This window comes from Pedobacter sp. FW305-3-2-15-E-R2A2 (assembly GCF_038446955.1).
Lineage (GTDB): Bacteria > Bacteroidota > Bacteroidia > Sphingobacteriales > Sphingobacteriaceae > Pedobacter.
Genome location: NZ_CP151803.1, coordinates 6902136 through 6920008, shown reverse-complemented (window position 1 = coordinate 6920008; position 17873 = coordinate 6902136). Strand labels below are relative to the sequence as shown.

Annotated in this window: 16 protein-coding genes; 11 read left to right on the top strand and 5 right to left on the bottom strand. The window is 40.4% G+C overall.

Annotated features, from left to right (window positions below):
• Nucleotides 1-6: 6 nt before the first annotated feature.
• The 3 genes from AAFF35_RS28145 (at nt 7) to AAFF35_RS28135 (ending at nt 1844) form a co-directional block, all read left to right on the top strand.
• On the top strand, nt 7-813 hold the full coding sequence (locus tag AAFF35_RS28145; RefSeq protein ID WP_342329782.1) for a S1/P1 nuclease: 807 nt from the start codon (nt 7-9) through the stop codon (nt 811-813).
• 5 nt (nt 814-818) lie between these two features.
• A complete protein-coding gene (locus tag AAFF35_RS28140; protein WP_342329781.1) occupies nt 819-1265 on the top strand; it encodes a low molecular weight protein-tyrosine-phosphatase in 447 nt (148 codons plus the stop codon).
• 93 nt (nt 1266-1358) lie between these two features.
• Nucleotides 1359-1844 carry a DUF1543 domain-containing protein gene (locus tag AAFF35_RS28135; protein ID WP_342329780.1) on the top strand — a complete coding sequence of 162 codons (486 nt, stop codon included), beginning with the start codon at nt 1359-1361 and terminating at the stop codon, nt 1842-1844.
• A gap of 364 nt (nt 1845-2208) precedes the next feature.
• Here the strand turns inward: AAFF35_RS28135 and cphA are convergent, their stop codons facing one another.
• The gene (cphA, locus tag AAFF35_RS28130; RefSeq protein ID WP_342329779.1) at nt 2209-4824 is read right to left on the bottom strand and encodes a cyanophycin synthetase; all 2616 of its coding nucleotides are present in this window, start codon (nt 4822-4824) and stop codon (nt 2209-2211) included.
• 271 nt (nt 4825-5095) lie between these two features.
• Here cphA and AAFF35_RS28125 point away from each other — a divergent pair, with 271 nt between their 5' ends.
• The 4 genes from AAFF35_RS28125 (at nt 5096) to AAFF35_RS28110 (ending at nt 9867) form a co-directional block, all read left to right on the top strand.
• Nucleotides 5096-5971 carry a cyanophycinase gene (locus AAFF35_RS28125; protein ID WP_342329778.1) on the top strand — a complete coding sequence of 292 codons (876 nt, stop codon included), beginning with the start codon at nt 5096-5098 and terminating at the stop codon, nt 5969-5971.
• Between the two features lie 4 nt (nt 5972-5975).
• Entirely contained in the window at nt 5976-6818 is an 843-nt protein-coding gene (locus AAFF35_RS28120) for an isoaspartyl peptidase/L-asparaginase (protein WP_342329777.1), read from the top strand.
• A gap of 20 nt (nt 6819-6838) precedes the next feature.
• Entirely contained in the window at nt 6839-7522 is a 684-nt protein-coding gene (locus AAFF35_RS28115) for a hypothetical protein (RefSeq protein WP_342329775.1), read from the top strand.
• A gap of 173 nt (nt 7523-7695) precedes the next feature.
• Nucleotides 7696-9867, top strand: a complete 2172-nt coding sequence (locus tag AAFF35_RS28110; RefSeq protein ID WP_342329774.1) for a carboxy terminal-processing peptidase — start codon at nt 7696-7698, stop codon at nt 9865-9867.
• An 85-nt stretch (nt 9868-9952) separates the two neighbouring features.
• Here AAFF35_RS28110 and AAFF35_RS28105 read toward each other — a convergent pair whose 3' ends face one another.
• A complete protein-coding gene (locus tag AAFF35_RS28105) occupies nt 9953-10891 on the bottom strand; it encodes an SPFH domain-containing protein (RefSeq protein ID WP_074611575.1) in 939 nt (312 codons plus the stop codon).
• A 154-nt stretch (nt 10892-11045) separates the two neighbouring features.
• On the opposite strand from AAFF35_RS28105, the gene AAFF35_RS28100 reads away from it, so the two are divergent.
• On the top strand, nt 11046-11231 hold the full coding sequence (locus AAFF35_RS28100; RefSeq protein WP_342329773.1) for a hypothetical protein: 186 nt from the start codon (nt 11046-11048) through the stop codon (nt 11229-11231).
• Here the strand turns inward: AAFF35_RS28100 and AAFF35_RS28095 are convergent.
• Together AAFF35_RS28095 and AAFF35_RS28090 are read right to left on the bottom strand one after the other, a co-directional pair.
• The gene (locus AAFF35_RS28095) at nt 11228-12349 is read right to left on the bottom strand and encodes a CapA family protein (RefSeq protein ID WP_342329772.1); all 1122 of its coding nucleotides are present in this window, start codon (nt 12347-12349) and stop codon (nt 11228-11230) included. The two genes, AAFF35_RS28100 and AAFF35_RS28095, sit on opposite strands and share 4 nt — an antisense overlap.
• An 81-nt stretch (nt 12350-12430) precedes the next feature.
• Entirely contained in the window at nt 12431-12985 is a 555-nt protein-coding gene (locus AAFF35_RS28090; protein WP_073231909.1) for an NlpC/P60 family protein, read from the bottom strand.
• A gap of 228 nt (nt 12986-13213) precedes the next feature.
• Between AAFF35_RS28090 and pdhA the strand changes: the two genes are divergently transcribed.
• From pdhA to hisS, 3 genes are all read left to right on the top strand, one after another.
• On the top strand, nt 13214-14209 hold the full coding sequence (gene pdhA / locus AAFF35_RS28085) for a pyruvate dehydrogenase (acetyl-transferring) E1 component subunit alpha (protein WP_124581924.1): 996 nt from the start codon (nt 13214-13216) through the stop codon (nt 14207-14209).
• A gap of 30 nt (nt 14210-14239) precedes the next feature.
• On the top strand, nt 14240-15901 hold the full coding sequence (locus tag AAFF35_RS28080; protein WP_342329771.1) for a 2-oxo acid dehydrogenase subunit E2: 1662 nt from the start codon (nt 14240-14242) through the stop codon (nt 15899-15901).
• Nucleotides 15902-15974: 73 nt separating this feature from the next.
• A complete protein-coding gene (gene hisS, locus AAFF35_RS28075) occupies nt 15975-17360 on the top strand; it encodes a histidine--tRNA ligase (RefSeq protein WP_342329770.1) in 1386 nt (461 codons plus the stop codon).
• Nucleotides 17361-17368: 8 nt separating this feature from the next.
• Here hisS and AAFF35_RS28070 read toward each other — a convergent pair whose 3' ends face one another.
• Nucleotides 17369-17836, bottom strand: coding sequence for a nuclear transport factor 2 family protein (locus tag AAFF35_RS28070; RefSeq protein WP_342329769.1), 468 nt, complete (start codon nt 17834-17836; stop codon nt 17369-17371).
• Nucleotides 17837-17873: the final 37 nt, after the last annotated feature.

Here is a 17873-nt window from a genome sequence, read left to right as displayed (position 1 = left end):
ATTCCTATGAAAATCAAATCAATCAATAAATCACTAAAGGTTGCCTTAACTCTTGCGGTAATGGCCTACCTTCCACTAAATGCCAGTGCATGGGGAATGCTTGGCCACAGAATCGTTGGACAGGTTGCCGAGGCACACCTTACAAACAGGGCACTTAAGGGTGTTAAAGGAGTTTTAGGTACGGAAAGTCTGGCCATGGCGAGTACCTGGGGAGATTTCATTAAATCCGATACCGCCTACAATTATCTATACAACTGGCATTTTGTAAACCTTCCCGCTGACCTTGACAAACAAGGAGTTTTCAACTTCCTGGATACCGACCATGGTCCAAATGTTTACAACAAGATTCCTGAAATGGTATCTGTGCTGAAAAATCCTCAAAGTACTGCAGATCAGAAGAGACTGGCTATGCGCATGCTTGTCCATTTGGTTGGCGATTTAAATCAGCCAATGCATACCGCGCGCAAAGAAGACCTGGGTGGAAATAAAGTATATGTAACCTGGTTCGGAGAAAAATCTAATCTGCATAAAGTTTGGGACGAAGGTCTGATTGATTACCAGCAATTAAGTTATACGGAATACACGACTGCCATTAATCATCCTTCTGAAGGTCAACTAACAGAATGGAAAAGCAGTTCGTTAAAAGATTACGTTTATGGTTCTTACGAAGCATGTAATAAAATATATGCGAGTACAAAGCCGGAAGATAAACTTAGCTATAGGTACAATTTTGACTTTCTGGAGCTTTTAAACACCCAGTTGTTAAAAGGTGGAGTATGTCTTGCAAATATCATTAACGACATCTATAAATAGTATACATGAAAATTCTAATGGTTTGTTTGGGCAATATCTGCCGCTCTCCATTGGCAGAAGGGATCATGCGTCATTTAGTTGATGAACAGGAATTGGGTTGGGAGATCGCTTCTGCCGGTACAGGAGACTGGCATGTGAATGAGCCCGCCGACAAAAGAAGTATTTCTGTTGCCCGGAAATTCGGTTATGATATTTCTAAACAAAGAGCCAGACACTTTAACAAAAATTATTTTGATGAATTTGACCTGATTCTGGTGATGGATCAGAATAATTTAAAAGATGTACTTAAACTGGCCGGAGAACAGGAACACCGCGAGAAAGTGTCTCTGTTCCTGCCAGAAGATCTTGAAGTTGCTGACCCTTATTTTGATGAACGACTTTTTGAGCCTGTATTTCTACAAATTGAAGAACGCTGTAAACAACTAATCGAGGAGATCAAAGCCAATCATTAAAGAAGAAAAATGCCTAATTCCATGCAATCACCCAAGTTATTTATGTTGATGCTCGGTTGTACACCGCCACCCCGTCGTATTGAACAACACGATATGTTTTTTTCAATCGCGGATTCATTAAAGGATTTGAAACAGGAGATTCTTGATTTCTGGCCTGAGGCGGGGGAGAAAATCCATGTAGATGCCTGGCGTGAAGTGACCGAAGTAAATGGTTACCAAATACAGGTGGTAGCTAAAGGAAGCATTTCCAATCAAACAAACAACTTATTCTTTATAAATTTAGGAGGGTATAAGCCTGGTGTGTTTGATGAACCACATTATAAGATGCTGATTGTTGCTACAGATAAGGCTTCAGCCATTCAGCAGGCAAAACAAACGGCATTTTATAAACATACTGGTTTTGAAGGCGCAGCTTCTCATATTGATGATAAATATGGAGTAGATGTAGATGATGCTTTTGAAATCGTTGATGTCCTTTCGGAAGAACTTAGACTTCAGTATGACCTGAAGATTGAGCTTCACGAAGGACAACAAAAAGATGAGATCAATCTTGGTTATCTGAAATTTAATAAAATATAAGACTTTAAAAAAGAGAAATCTCTTTTCATCCCCGAATCTTTGCTGAAGGGCAAATATTCGAATGTCTTCAAAGAAATTTCTCTTTTTTTAAAATCCTGCACGTTTGTACCGCTCTTAAAGGGGGTGTAAACCTGCAGGATTTTTAATTTGATCATTGTGGTGATCGGTTTTACGACCAGCTGTGATTTGGCCCTTGATTTCTAAAAAAAAGAAGCCGTTCTAAGAAAAGGCATAGAAATTTTGCCCCCTTCAGGGCAAAGGTTTCAGCCTTTGAATAGTAATGGCCTCTTTTTTAACAGTAACTTTTATAAAATTAAAATACCCCCTTAACTTTATGGGGGCATTTCAAAAGATAAGTGTCTTATTACATTCCGAATTCTTTATCAAGATAATCGGAGACCTTAATGATCGCTTGGTCTATAGTATCACTTAAAATGGTAATAAATGATCCTGAACGAGCAGTCGCAATAATATATTTCAGGCAATCATCTCCGCTATTGTTAATGATAATATCCATATCCGGATTAATCTCACGAATAGCTTCAATCTGTAAGTCAATTAGCTCTTGTTGATTTCGGCCACGAAGGTATTTCTCCTGACAGATAATAATCTTATTGAACATTTGAGCGGCAATTTTTGCAGTTTCTCTGATGTCTGAATCCCTTCTGTCGCCCGTAGCAGAAATGACACCAACATGTTCTGTTGCCTCAATAGTCTTTAAATACGACTTAATGCCACTATACCCATCAGGATTATGTGCAAAGTCGACCATGATTTGAAATTCCTTAAATTTGAACGTATTCATCCTGCCTGGTGTTTGTGCTGCGGAAGGAATGAATGTTTCTAAAGACATGCGGATATCTTCAATCTTATAGCCCCAAAGGAAAGTAGCTAGTGTTGCCGCCAGTACATTCTGAATCATAAAATCAACACTGCCGCCAAAGGTCAATGGAACATGAGTTACTTTCTCTACCCTGATTTTCCAGTCACCTTTTTTGATCGTGATATAGCCGTTTTCATAAATGGCGGCTATTCCTCCTTTTTTACAATGCTCCACAATTACAGGATTGTTTTCATCCATACTGAAGTAGGCAACATTACAATCGGCATTGGCTGCAATTTTAATACAGTATTTATTATCTGCATTTAAAACGCCCCAGCCACTTCTTTTCACCGCCCCAATAACTACTCCTTTTACCCTGGCCAGATCGTCAAGCGTATGGATGTCGGAGATGCCTAGATGGTCGGCCTGAATATTAGTAATAACTCCTATATCGCATCTGTTAAAGCCGAGTCCGGCCCTCAGAATTCCGCCTCTTGCGGTTTCCAGAACGGCAAATTCTACCGTTGGATCTCTTAGTATAAATTCTGAACTCACAGGACCGGTAGTATCCCCTTTCATCAACATGGTATTCTGTACATAGATCCCATCTGATGTGGTAAAACCAACCCTGGTTCCGTTACTTTTAACAATATGGGCGATTAGCCTTGTTGTGGTCGTTTTTCCGTTGGTTCCTGTTACGGCGATAATTGGAATTATCGCAGATTTTCCAGGAGGGTAAAGCATGTCAATTACCGGAGCAGCAACGTTTCTTGGAAGGCCTTCACTTGGGGCCAGGTGCATTCTAAAACCGGGAGCTGCGTTTACTTCGAGTACGACTCCTCCATTTTCGGTTAAGGGCTGCGTCAGATTTTCTGCCATGATATCGATACCACAGATGTCTAGTCCGATGACTCTGGATATCCGCTCACTGATAAAGACATTTTGTGGATGGACAAGATCAGTTACATCAATAGAGGTCCCTCCGGTACTTAAATTTGCCGTAGATTTCAGGTAAACAATCTCCCCTTGCGAAGGGATGGTTTCCAGTGTATATTCTTTTTTTGCCAGAAGATCCAGTGTGTCGCGGTCTACGGTGATTTCCGTTAATACGTTCTCATGGCCATAGCCTCGTCTGGGATCTGTATTTTCTTTGTCAATGAGTTGCTGAATCGTCAGTTGGCCATTTCCGGTCACATGTGCAGGAACACGAAGCGCTGCAGCAACCATTTTATGATCAATTACCAGGATTCTAAAGTCATAGCCGTTAATGAAGCGTTCAATGATGACTTTTCGGGAATAGTTTTGTGCATATTCAAAGGCTTCTTTAGCTGCTTCATCCGTTTTTACATTGATGGTCGCTCCTTTTCCATGATTTCCATCAAGTGGCTTAAATACCAGTGGATACCCTACTTTTTTAATGGCGTCGGAAAGGTCATTAGGATCGGATATGGTTACGCCTTTTGCAACGGGGATGGCAGAGTCCTGCAAAAGTCTCTTTGTTTCATCCTTATTGCAGGCAATGTCCACTGCGATTGAATTTGTTTTCTCAGTCATCGTCGCACGGAAGCGGACTTGATTCTTTCCATATCCCAGTTGTACCAGTGAACTTTTGTTCAACCGGATCCATGGAATGTGTCTCGAAATGGCTTCATTAACGATAGAGCCCGTACTTGGACCAAGGCGCTCCAGTTCTCTTAGCTCGCGCATGCGGTGAATGTCATGTTCCAGATCATAATCCGTTCCATTGATGAGTGCTTCTGCAATCCTTACCGAAGCTTCGGCGGCATAAAGTCCTGCTTTTTCTTCCAGATAGCTGAATACGACATTATAAATGCCGTCAGTTTTCGTTTGCCGTGTCCTGCCAAAGCCGGTATCCATTCCTGCAAGGGTTTGAATTTCTAATGCGATATGTTCGATTACATGTCCCATCCAGGTGCCTTCCTGTATCCTCATCAGAAATCCTCCGGGTGCACCTTTTGAACAACGATGCGTATATAGACTTGGTATTAACTTTTCAATCCTTTCTGCAAATCCATCAATTACATTGGTTGGATTTTGCTCCATCTCCTCCAGGTCAAGGCGCATTTGAATTAACTTTTTTCTGTTGATAGACCATATATTTGGTCCGCGTAGCACCTGTATGCCTAATATTTTCATTCTAGATTGATTATTTTGTGTTGGTAGTGACCATATTACGGGAACTTGTTAGTAGCTAATTTGATAAGGTCAATGGAGAGATTAAAGTATAAATATTTTTCGAAAGTTCCACTATTGGCCCATTAAATGTTAGGAATATATTTTAAGCAAGGAATTGAGGGGGGATAATTCTGCAGAAAATTGTTAATAAGGGTATAATATTGATAAAAAATTCCTTGATATTAGGCTAATGCATATATATTTGGAATTATAGGAAATGTAAAGATTTAAGATGACTCCAAAGGGTAAACTAATAATTATAGGTGGTGCAATTAATACAGGAAGTTTCACAGAGACAACTTTCGGATTGCCCCAGAATATGAACTTTTTTGAAAGAGGTATTTTAAAGAAAATTACGACGGAATCATTAAAGGGAACGGCATCTCGTTTCGAGATCATTACTACAGCCTCCCTGGTTCCGGAAAGGGTTGGAGAAGAGTATATCAAAGCATTCGCCCAGCTGGATGTCCATGATGTAGGAGTTTTAAATATCAATAGCCGTGAGCAGGCGAATTCTGAAGAAAACAGCGATCGTGTAAAGGCGGCAGATGTCATCGTTTTTACCGGTGGTGATCAACTGCGTTTGTCGTCCATATTTGGTGGTACCGCTATTCATCAGATTCTTTTGGATAAATACCAGGATGAACCGGTTGTGATTGCCGGGACTTCTGCCGGGGCTGCTGCCAGTTCTAAAAATATGATCTATCAGGGAAGCAGTAAGGACGCTTTGCTCAAAGGGGAAGTTAAAATTACAGGTGGGCTGGGCTTTATTGATGGCGTGATTGTAGATACCCATTTTGTACAACGCGGTAGGATAGGACGGCTTTTATATGCTACGGCAAGTAATCCTGGAATTCTTGGGATTGGGCTTGGCGAAGATACAGGGTTGTACATTTCGAACGGTAACATTATGGAAGCCATAGGTTCCGGAATGGTGATCCTGGTGGATGGCAGAAATATGGCCGATACGAACCTTACTGATGTAGATATGGGGCAACCCGTTTCTATTAACAATATGACCGTTCATGTGATGTGTGATGGCGATATTTATGACCTTACGGCACATAAACTAACCATTCATCATCCAAAGGTTGTTCCAATAGATTAAACCCATGAAAATAATCATTCACGGTGGATTTTTTAGTGAGTCCGGAACCAATCAGGAGACTAAAAAGGCAAAACAAGATGCCTTATCGGCAATCGTGAGCCAATCTCATGCCTATTTACAGATACATACTGCATTAGAGACTGTTATTTATGCAGTTAGTCTGCTGGAAGATAATGAATTATTTAACGCCGGACTGGGATCTCAGATTCAAAGTGATGGGAAGATACGGCTAAGTGCTTCATTGATGGATGGTAAAAGTCAGAAATTTAGCGGCGTAATCAATATTGAAAATGTCAGAAACCCAATTCAGGTTGCCGGGCAGCTGCTGAGCTATGACGATAAAGTCCTTAGTGGAGAGGGAGCTTTAAAGTTTGCGCGTGACCGTAACTTTAACTTTTTCGACCCGATTATTCCACAGAGACAACAGGAATACGAACAGAAATTGGCTCAGTCCAGCAGGATAGGCACTGTTGGCTGTGTTGCGCTGGATGCGGATGGAAACCTGGCTGCAGCAACTTCCACCGGAGGAAAAGGATTTGAAATTCCTTGTCGCGTGAGCGATTCCGCTACAGTTGCAGGAAATTTTGCAAACGAACATGCAGGTATTTCCTGTACCGGAGTTGGTGAAGATATTGTAAGTACGGCGCTTGCTGCAAAGATTGTAACCCGTGTTACAGATGGATTTACATTAAAAGATGCAAGTGATAAATCCTTCGCGGAATTAAAAACTTTTGATGGTTTTGCAGGGGTAATCGGAATCTCTTCTAAAGGGGAGGTTTATCATACTGACTCCCATCCATATATGGTCTGGGCTTCTTTTGACGGTAGTTTACAGGTGTTTAACTAAATTTGTTATATCTTTATCGGATGAACAAAATTTGTTTAGTAATCATTTGCCTGTTATTTTCAGGGAGGGCGATGACACAAACCAATACTTTTCTACCGCAAGAGCCTCCGGTGACCGGCGGAGCGATAAATATTGTAACTTCCAGTCTGGAAGAAGCAGATGGAAATACCTATTTCGCTGAGGCCGTAAAAAATGAAAAAAGAGGGGATTTGAACGATGCCCTTACTTTATTTGGTAAAGCAGCATTTGAATATAACAGCTCTAAACTTTTTGTCCGCTATGGGGAAGCATTGTTAAGGTTAGGAAATGTTCATTTTCTGATGAGCCATTACGGAGAAGCAGAACAGGTGATCCTGAATGTTGCATTAAAGAACTATTCCCGTATCGGAAGTAAAACGGGGCAAATGGAATCTTACTATCAATTGGGAAGGATTTATTTTGCCGCAAATAAACTGACACAGTCCTTATGGTTTTATACGCAGCAAGGCATTCTTGCGAAGCAGGTAAATAACAATAACGCTTATATTGAATCTGTTCTGGGGATCGCTCAGGTAAAAATCAAGAAAAAGGAATACGCCCTTGCTTTAAGAGATATTAACAGAGCTGAATTATTGGCCAAATCATCAAATACAACTCAATTTAAAAATAAAATTAAGGAAGTAAAATCCTTAATTCCTTCTAAACTAACGGTTAAGAAGTCGTAGGTAGAGGCTGTAAAATTATCCTGGACCTATTGTTTTTTGTATAGAATTTTTAATTACTTTTGATAAGTTTACAGAAAAGAGACGGTAATATTACTGTCTCTTTTCTGTTTATTAGTGATATTGGTATCATATTAGTTGTGCATTACAAAATGGATTTTAAATTATTCAAAGAGATGTTAAAAAGAACGTTACTGGTGGCCTTTACTGCGGCTGTACTTGCGTGCCAGGCTTCCCCAAAGCCACAACAATTAGTGAAGGGGGTAAGCAATATTGTGCCGGACGAAAGACAGGCTCTAGTAGTTAAAGAGGTTGTGGGACTGATCGAAAACTACAATTATAAAAAAATAAAGCTCAATGACTCTATTTCTTCATTGATTCTGGATAAATACATAAAGGACCTTGATCCTTACAAGTACTATTTCCTGGCTTCTGATATTAAAGATTTTGAGCAATTTAGAAATTCATTAGATGATGACTTCAGAAATGGTGATCTAAGTGCACCTTTCTACATTTTTAATGTATATCTAAAACGATATAATGAATGGCTTACTTATACACTTTCACAGGTAAAGACTAAGTATGATTTTACTCAGGATGATGCTTATGTGTTTGACAGGGAGAAAATGCCATGGATCAGCTCTGTTGCAGAACTTAATGATGTTTGGAAAAAGAAGGTGAAATACGACCTTGTTAACCTGAAAATTGCGGGAACAACTCCGGCAAAAAACGTGGAAACGCTAACTAAAAGATACGAGAGCTTAAAATCACAGGCGGCAAAAGTAAATAATCAGGATGTATTTCAGACGATTATGGATGCTTTTACAGAAACCATTGATCCTCATACCAACTACTTTAATCCGGCAAATGCGCAACAGTTTAATGAAGATATGGCCCGTTCATTTGAGGGAATTGGTGCAAGACTGAGACAAGAGAATGATATTCTTAAAATTGAAGAAATCATTCCGGGTGGACCTGCTTTCAAAAGTAAGCTTTTAAGTGCCGGCGACAGGATTGTGGGGGTAGCGCAAGGTGCTGGTGAATTTGAAGACATCATCGGATGGAGAATTGACAATTCCGTTGCTAAGATAAAAGGACCTAAAGGAACTAAAGTAAGATTGAAAATTATCCCGGTAGGGCGTGATCTATCTTCTAAGCCTGTCATCATAGAATTGACAAGGGAACGGATTGTGATGGAAGACCAGTCTGCCAAAAAATCGGTAAAAACAATTCAGTCGGATGGCAAATCTTATAAAATTGGAATTATTAGAGTTCCTGCTTTTTATGCAGATTTTAAAGCAGCCAATGCTGGTGATCCCAACTATAAAAGCACGACCCGTGATGTGAAGCTACTGATTGATACCTTAAAGAATAAAGATAAAGTAGATGCGATTGTAATGGACTTACGTGCCAATGGTGGTGGTTCATTGGTAGAAGCAATCGATCTGACGGGTTTATTTATTGATAAAGGACCGGTAGTACAGGTCAAAGATATTAAGAACAGTGTTGAGGTGAGTGAGGATACCAACGCAGGTGTTGCCTGGAGCGGTCCTTTTGGAGTGATGGTAGATCGTTTGAGTGCTTCTGCTTCTGAGATCTTTGCAGGTGCTATTCAGGATTATGGAAGAGGAATAATCATGGGAACACAGACTTATGGTAAAGGAACTGTGCAATCCTCAATAGACCTAAACAGACTGGTAAACCCTTCTATTTTACAAAGAATTGCTGCTTTAGTCAGCAAGGACGCGAAGACAACAATTAAAACCGTTGACGGCAAAAATGGTGCGCCTGTTCAGTTGGGACAGATCAACTTAACGATGGCTAAATTTTATCGTGTAACCGGAAGCAGTACGCAACATAAAGGGGTAATGCCTGATATTCAGTTCCCTTCGCTTTACCCTTTGAATAAAATTGGAGAAGATACCGAGCCTTCGGCCTTGCCTTGGGATGAAGTACAACGATCTAATTTTAAAGTGGTAGCGGATCTGAATCCATTGAAACCGGAATTGATGAAACTCCATCAGGCAAGAATGGCGAATTCATTAGATTATAAAACATTGGAACAAGATATTGCTGATGTTAAAAAACGTGAAGGAGAAGTATCAGTAACGTTAAATGAAACGAAATTGAAAGCCGAACGTGATAGCCTGGAGATGAAATCTCTTGCCAGAATTAATCAGCTAAGGGTAGCTAAAGGTTTGGCTCCTGTAAAAAAAGGAGATAAGATCAAGAAAGAAGAAAACTTTGATTTCATTGAAGATGAAAGCTTACAGATAATGGCAGATTTAATGAGATTTACCAATCCCAATAAAGCAGAATTGGTGAAAGTGAAAGGCGGATTTAACTAAATAAATTCAAGACTGAGCAGGAGTTCAGACATAAAAAAAGAGTTCATCATCTGATGAACTCTTTTTTTATGTCTTTATTATTTGCTTATTTTGCAGGCTTATCGTCCCGGTTCTTCTGAATTTGCATGGCCATCATTTCTTTCATGGTCTTATTCATTCCCTCTGTAGAACCATCAAGGAATACCACATTGCCATCGCTGTTCTCCGCAAAATGTTTAATAGATTCTGTCCACATCGTGAAGAGGATCACGGAAATATCAAGGTTCGCTTCCTCCATTTCTTGCGCTGCTTTAGTCATGCCGTGTGCAACTTCTGCGCGGAATAAGGCAATCCCCTGGCCGCGCAACTGGGCTGCTTCTCTTTCTGCAGCTGCGGCAATTTTAATGGCATTACCATCAGCTTCCGCTCCCTTTGTTTTAGTGATCAATAAGGCCTGACCTTCATTCTCTGCTGCGGCTTTTAAATTGTTTGAGGCCACCACTCTGCTCATGGAACGCATGATCTCCTCATCAAAGGTGATGTCGTTCAACTGCAAATCCTGAAGGTGATAACCCCAACTTTCCAGTACCTGATCAATCTGATGCTTTACATGGTCAACGATTTCATTTCTTTGCGCCAAAACATTGGCCTGACGCTGAGTCGCTACATAGGCGCGAATCGATCCTTCAATCGTACGGATCAAGGCCTGCATCAGGTTGGTAGAGTCTACAAACTTAAAAGCGACATTCTTAATGGTTTCTTCATCATGGTTAAGTACTGAATAAAGCAGCATGGCCTTGAAATACACGTTTGCCTGATCCTGTGTTACGGCCTGGAAAGAAAGTTCCACAGAGCGATTCTGAATCGAAATTCTGGAATGAATGTTTTCCACCAAGGGAATCTTTAAGCTAAGTCCCGGTCTTAGCAGGCGCCGGTATTTACCAAAGATGGTGATCACGGCGATCGTTCCCTGTTTTACCGTGACAAAAGAACTGACCAGAACAACAAGAACAATGAATACGAAAATGTAAGATGTATAGTCCATAAGTATGAGTTTTTGATTAAAAATAACTTCTTCAAGATACGAAGAATTCCTGCCTTATGATGGAGGCAGAATTATTTTATAAGGAGAATAACGGTGGAGAATAAAGATGGGGCATAGATTTTGTATAGATGAGTTGAACTTAAACTAAAATACAATGAATGTTAAAAGGACTTTTGGAACTATTCTAACTATTTTAGGAATTATAGGCCTAATTTATGCGGGCTATGGATTTGTTAGACATAACCTGCACACCAGAGAGCTGATTGTAGCGGCTATTATTGGTCTTATTTTCTTTGTTTCGGGAATAGGATTAGTAAAAAATACAAAAGACGAGGCTTAATTGTTTTTTAATTCAATATGTCCGTTTTCTGAGAAATCAAGGCGATGACCTGGAAAATCTGTATCTGTAAGGAATTTTATTTTTTTGAATGCACTATAGCTTTCGTCCAGAGTCAGACGCGTTGATTTATCCTGTTTTACAGATACGACATCTGCATATAGAAAATCTCCTTTGCCATTGAGCTTAATCTGCATCAGGGGGGCAATTCCATTGGGGCCTTTTAAGCTGAACATGCCATAAGTGCAGAAATTACCGAGGCTATAGGCAATAAATTTATTTTTATAAACTTCTACGGCTCTCGTCACATGAGGGCCGTGTCCAATCACTATATCTGCTCCGGCATCAATTACGGAATGGGCAAATTGGTAAACGTTTCCTCTGTTTTCTTTATAAAAAATTTCATTCTTTCGGGGTACATGCTCAAATTTTGCACCCTCGCCACCACCATGAAAGGAGACAATGACGATATCTACCTGTTTTTTTAATCTTGCTACCAATTCTTTTGCACTATCGATCTTATTGATGGAAACGGTATTTTCATTCGGTGCAAAAGCACAGAATGCATATTTCACGCTGTCTTTTTCGAAAATTTTAAAAGGATGGGATTGAAGACCTGCGTAATTGATCTGAAGAGAATCCAGGATTTCGGTGGTTCTTGTCCGGCCTTTTTTGCCAAAATCTCCCACATGGTTGTTGGCCACGCTGAAGAGGTTAAAACCTGCTTTTTTGAAGATACCAGCATATCGTTCCGGCATTCTGAAAGCGAAGCAGCTGTTGCTGTTAGGATCGCTGCACTTAGTGGATTTCCCATTGTCGAGTAAACAACCTTCCAGATTTCCGAAAATGATGTCTCCTTTTAGAAAGCTATCTACTTCTTTGAAACTATTGATGGCATCATCGGCCGGAAGGTTCGCTTTGTCGGGGAATGCCGATCCCAACATCATATCGCCGACAGCAGTGATAGAAATGGTGTCAGTAGTGGAAAGCGTATCTCTTTTTATGCTGAGCTGGATACTGTCTTTTTTAATTTGCTGAGGAACGCTTGCGCTGTTTCTCTGACAGCTGAACATAAATATAACCGAGGAAAGTGCAAGGGCAATAGTGTTGGAGAATTTCATTTATTTAGAGGTACTGCGTTGTCATAAAAAAAGTCCTCCCAGAGATTAGGAGGACTCAATATATCTTTAATTTGCTGAGGACTATTCCTCAATCAGGTCATTTTTTACAGGATCAAGAATTCTGCCACCTTTGTAAAAATACCGGGAATAATAAGGTTCGTTTAAATTACTGATCACGACTCCACGACTGGAGGAGGCATGAGCGAAGCGATTGTCTCCAAGGTAAATGCCAATATGTGTAATGCTGCGGCTTTTGATCTTAAAGAATACCAGATCTCCTTCTTTTAGTTCGTCTTTTGGCAGTGGATCTACCATGCTAAAGATGTCACGGGAATTGCGGAGTATGGTGGTGTTGAAAACTTTATCGTAAATCGCTTTTGTGAAAGCGGAACAATCAATGCCTCTCTTGGTATTTCCTCCAAAACGGTAAGGAGTGCCAATCCATTCATAAATGAATTTGTAGAGTTTGATGTTAGAGGTTGCATCTACCGCAACACCCATTACCTGAGAAAAATATTGTGAAGCTAAATTATCAGGATCTTCTAATTTATTGGTTTCTTTTGTTTTTGTCTGTGCGTGAACGGCAGAAAGGCTGCACGAGACAATGAGGGTAGAAAACAAAAATTTTTTTATCATACTATTAAGTTTGGGTAATAGACACTTACACTTAAACGTACACCACTTGGGGCTTATTGTCCGGTGCCAAAACTATGTATTTTACAAATGTTATCCAAATGTAAAATGTTTAAATCTAAAAGTTATCCACATTTTATGTAACCTTAGTGTTCATTTTACATGTATTTCTTCTATATGTTGCAATAAAAAAGTAGATTTGCTCTTGTAAATAAAAACCAATACCCAAAAATGAGTGCAGTAGAAATTAATAAAGATACCTATCTGAAGTGGTTTGAGTCGATGTTGCTGATGCGCAAGTTCGAAGAGAAAACAGGTCAATTGTACGGACAACAGAAAATCCGTGGTTTTTGTCACCTATATATAGGTCAGGAAGCTGTGGTAGCAGGAGCTATTTCGGCACTACAACCAGAGGATTCTATGATCACTGCCTACCGCGATCATGCGCATGCTTTAGCAAAAGGTGTGAGTGCAAATAGCATTATGGCAGAGATGTATGGTAAAGCTACCGGATGTTCTAAAGGAAAAGGTGGTTCTATGCACATGTTTAGCAAAGAGCATAACTTTTATGGTGGACATGGTATCGTTGGTGGACAAATTCCATTAGGAGCAGGTATCGCTTTCGCTGAAAAATATAAAGGCACTAAAAATGTAAATGTTTGTTACATGGGTGATGGAGCAGTTCGTCAGGGTGCTTTAAACGAAGCCTTTAATATGGCGATGTTATGGAAACTACCTGTCATCTTTGTTTGTGAGAATAATGGTTATGCAATGGGAACCTCTGTAGAGCGTACCACCAACATGACTGATATATATAAAATAGGTTTAGGTTTTGATATGCCATGTGCACCGGTAGACGGAATGGATCCTGTAGCAGTTCACACTGCAATGGACGAAGCTGCTCAACGTGCAAGAAATGGTGACGGACCAACCTTCCTGGAGATCAGAACTTACCGTTACCGCGGTCACTCAATGTCTGATCCTGCTAAATATCGTTCTAAAGACGAATTAGAATCTTACAAAACTAAAGATCCTATCGAAGCTGTAAGAGAGACAATCCTTCAGGAAAAATATGCTGATCAGGCATGGATTGAAGAGATTGAAGCTAAAGTGAAACAAATTGTCGATGATGCTGTTAAATTTGCGGAAGAGTCACCTTGGCCGGAAGAATCAGAATTATATCAAGATGTTTATGTACAACAGGATTATCCTTACGTACTAGATTAATTTAGAACGCATTTCATTTAATAATATAGAATGGCTGAAATAGTTAGAATGCCCAAAATGAGCGATACCATGACCGAAGGTGTAATGGCGAAGTGGCATAAAAAAGTTGGCGATAAAGTTAAAAGTGGCGATGTAATGGCCGAAGTGGAAACCGATAAGGCAACCATGGATTTAGAGTCATATTGGGACGGTACCGTATTATACATTGGTGTAGAAGAAGGTCAAGCTGTTCCTGTTGACGCGGTTATTGCGGTCATAGGTAAAGAAGGTGAAGATTATAAAGCAGCATTAGATGCTGAAGGTGCTGCGACGCCATCGGCGGAAGCAAAACCGGCAGCAGAAGCTGCTCTGGCTGAAAAACCTGCTGAAGATAAAAAAGAAGCAACTGCTGCGGCAGGAATCACGGATGCAGATTTAGAGAAAATGGGCGTTACTGTGGTAAGAATGCCTTTGCTAAGTGATACCATGACTGAAGGCGTAATTGCTGAATGGCATAAAAAAGTTGGTGATAAAATTAAAAACGACGATATCCTTGCTGACGTAGAGACCGATAAGGCAACTATGGAAGTAATGGGGTATGCAGACGGAACCTTATTACATATCGGTGTAGAAAAAGGTGCAGCGGCTAAAGTGAATGGTATTATTGCTATTGTTGGTCCTGAAGGAACAGACATCAGTGGAATCCTTGCGCAAGGCGATGCTCCTGCGAAACCTGCAGCAGATAAAAAAGCAGATGCTCCGGTAGCAGAAAGCACTTCATCTGTAGCGGCAGAAACTGCTGCTGAAAGTTCAGATCGCGTAAAAGCATCTCCTTTAGCAAAAAGAATTGCGAAAGACAAAGGTATTGACCTTGCTCAGGTGGCAGGTAGTGCTGATGGCGGACGTATCATCAAAAAAGATATTGAGAACTTCAAGCCTGCAGCAGCAGTGGCCGCCACACCGGCAGCTACAACTTCAGCAGCTCCAGCGGAGAAACAGGCTCAGGTAAGCATTCCTGTATTTGTTGGCGAAGAAAAATATACAGAGAAACCGGTTACTCAGATGCGTAAAGTAATTGCTAAGCGCCTATCTGAAAGCTTATTCACAGCACCGCATTTCTATTTAACGATGTCTATTGATATGGATGGTGCAATTGCTGCCCGTACTAAAATCAATGAATATGCACCTGTTAAAATCTCTTTCAACGATATGGTGTTAAAAGCAGTAGCAATTGCTTTAAAACAACACCCTAATGTAAACTCTTCATGGTTAGGGGATAAGATCCGTTACAATGAGCATGTGAACATTGGCGTAGCCGTAGCGGTAGAAGATGGTTTATTGGTTCCTGTTGTTCGTTTTGCAGATGGTAAATCATTGTCTCATATCTCAGCAGAAGTTAAAGACTTTGCGCAGCGTGCTAAAGCGAAGAAATTACAACCTGCAGATTGGGAAGGTTCAACATTCACCATTTCTAACTTAGGAATGTTCGGAATTGATGAATTTACAGCAATCATTAACCCACCAGATGCCTGTATTCTTGCAATCGGAGGAATCTCTCAGGTTCCTGTGGTTAAAAATGGTGCTGTAGTCCCTGGTAATGTAATGAAGGTAACTTTAAGTTGCGATCACCGTGTAGTGGATGGTGCAACAGGATCTGCTTTCCTACAGACGCTAAAAGCATTGTTAGAAGAACCAGTAAGGTTATTGGTTTAAAAATATTTAAATAATCTAAAAAGCTGCTTCGGCAGCTTTTTTTATGCCTGTTACTTTTTGTACTTTTGTCGCTATGTCGAATATTAAACCTTCTCTAGTTAAAGGAACCCGTGATTTTTCACCTCAGGAAATGGTCAAACGCAATTATATTTTTGATACCATTAAAACGGTATTTAAGAAATACGGATATGCGGAAATACAAACGCCAACCATGGAAAACCTGAGTACTTTAACAGGTAAATACGGAGATGAAGGAGATAAGCTGATCTTTAAGATTTTAAACAGCGGAGATTTTCTCTCTAAAGCGAATCCGGAATTACTGGCTAATGCCAATTCTCAGAAGCTGATTTCATCCATCAGCGAAAAAGCATTGAGATATGATTTAACAGTACCTTTTGCCCGTTACGTGGTGATGCACCAGAACGACATTTCTCTGCCTTTTAAGCGCTTTCAGGTTCAGCCGGTGTGGAGAGCCGACCGGCCACAGAAAGGTCGCTACAGAGAGTTCTATCAGTGTGATGTGGATGTTGTAGGATCGGATAGCTTATTAAATGAAGCAGAATTTGTATTGATCTATCAGGAAGCCCTGAGTAACCTTGGCCTGAAAGACTTTACCATCAAATTAAATAACCGTAAAATATTATCTGGAATTGCTGAAATTATTGGTAAGCCAGAGCTGATTATCGATATGACTGTGGCGATCGATAAACTGGACAAGATCGGTTTGGATGGTGTAAGTAAAGAATTGCTGGAACGTGGATTCACAGAAGCTGATCTGGAGAAATTAAAACCAGTAATTTTACTACAGGGAAGTAATGAAGAGAAACTAAATAGCCTGCGTACCGTACTTGCCGGTTCTGCTACAGGGATGAACGGTATTGCGGAGATAGAGACTGTCTTCAGGTATTTAAAAGGATTGTTACAATCTAACCCTGCACTTAGCCCTGATCTCGAGCTGGACATTACATTGGCACGTGGTTTAAACTATTACACAGGTTGTATTTTTGAAGTAAAAACCAATGAAGCTGCTATGGGAAGCATCGGTGGGGGTGGTCGTTATGATGACCTGACTGGAATGTTTGGCCTGAAAGGATTAACAGGGGTTGGTATCTCTTTTGGTGCAGACCGCATTTATGACGTATTATTGGAACTGAATCTTTTCCCGGAGTCTGTTGCTGCGGGAACAAAAGTCCTGATCAGTAATTTTGATGAAGCAGCCGAATTATATGCACTCCCAATTGTTCAGCAATTGAGAAATGCAAATATCGCTGCAGAATTATATCCAAGTGCTGCAAAGCTTAAAAAACAAATGAGCTATGCAGATGCCAAGAACATCCCTTATGTGATTTTGATCGGTAGCGATGAAATGCAAAGCGGAGCATTAACTTTAAAAGATATGCACAGCGGCCAACAGGATAAACTATCCCTGGAGGCCATCATCGAAAGAATTAAAGATTAATCTTAGGATTATTCTCTTGCCATATAAGCAGCCAGTTTAGCGCTGGCCTGCTTTCTTACCTTGTTTTTCAGAAAAGAGGTCCATCCCAATAAAAGTCCGGGAAGTCCCAGTGCCTGTCTTGACCAGGTATAAAAGTCGAAATGATCGGTATGTTTCACAATCTTGCCGTTTTCAATGACAAAGCGGGCGTCGATTTGATTTAAAACTTTTCTTCCTGTTGCCGAAAAAGTATAGTAAGCATCCCAATGTGCTGTTGCCCCATGCGCATCAGCCCTGACATTGCTGAACTCGACACGCATATCTTTTCCACCTTTAATCAACATTGCCCACATGGCGCGAACTTCTTTGGCGTTGAGGTCTGTAAAGGCTGCATCGCTAAAGGTCGCCTGATCGCTGTAGCATTCCTGCATCGTGGAGACGTCTTTATTTTGAAAAGCAGTATAGAATTTGGTAATGAGCGCTTCGTTGGCATTCATATCGTTTCATTAATTTGAGTTTAAGATACGAATTTAA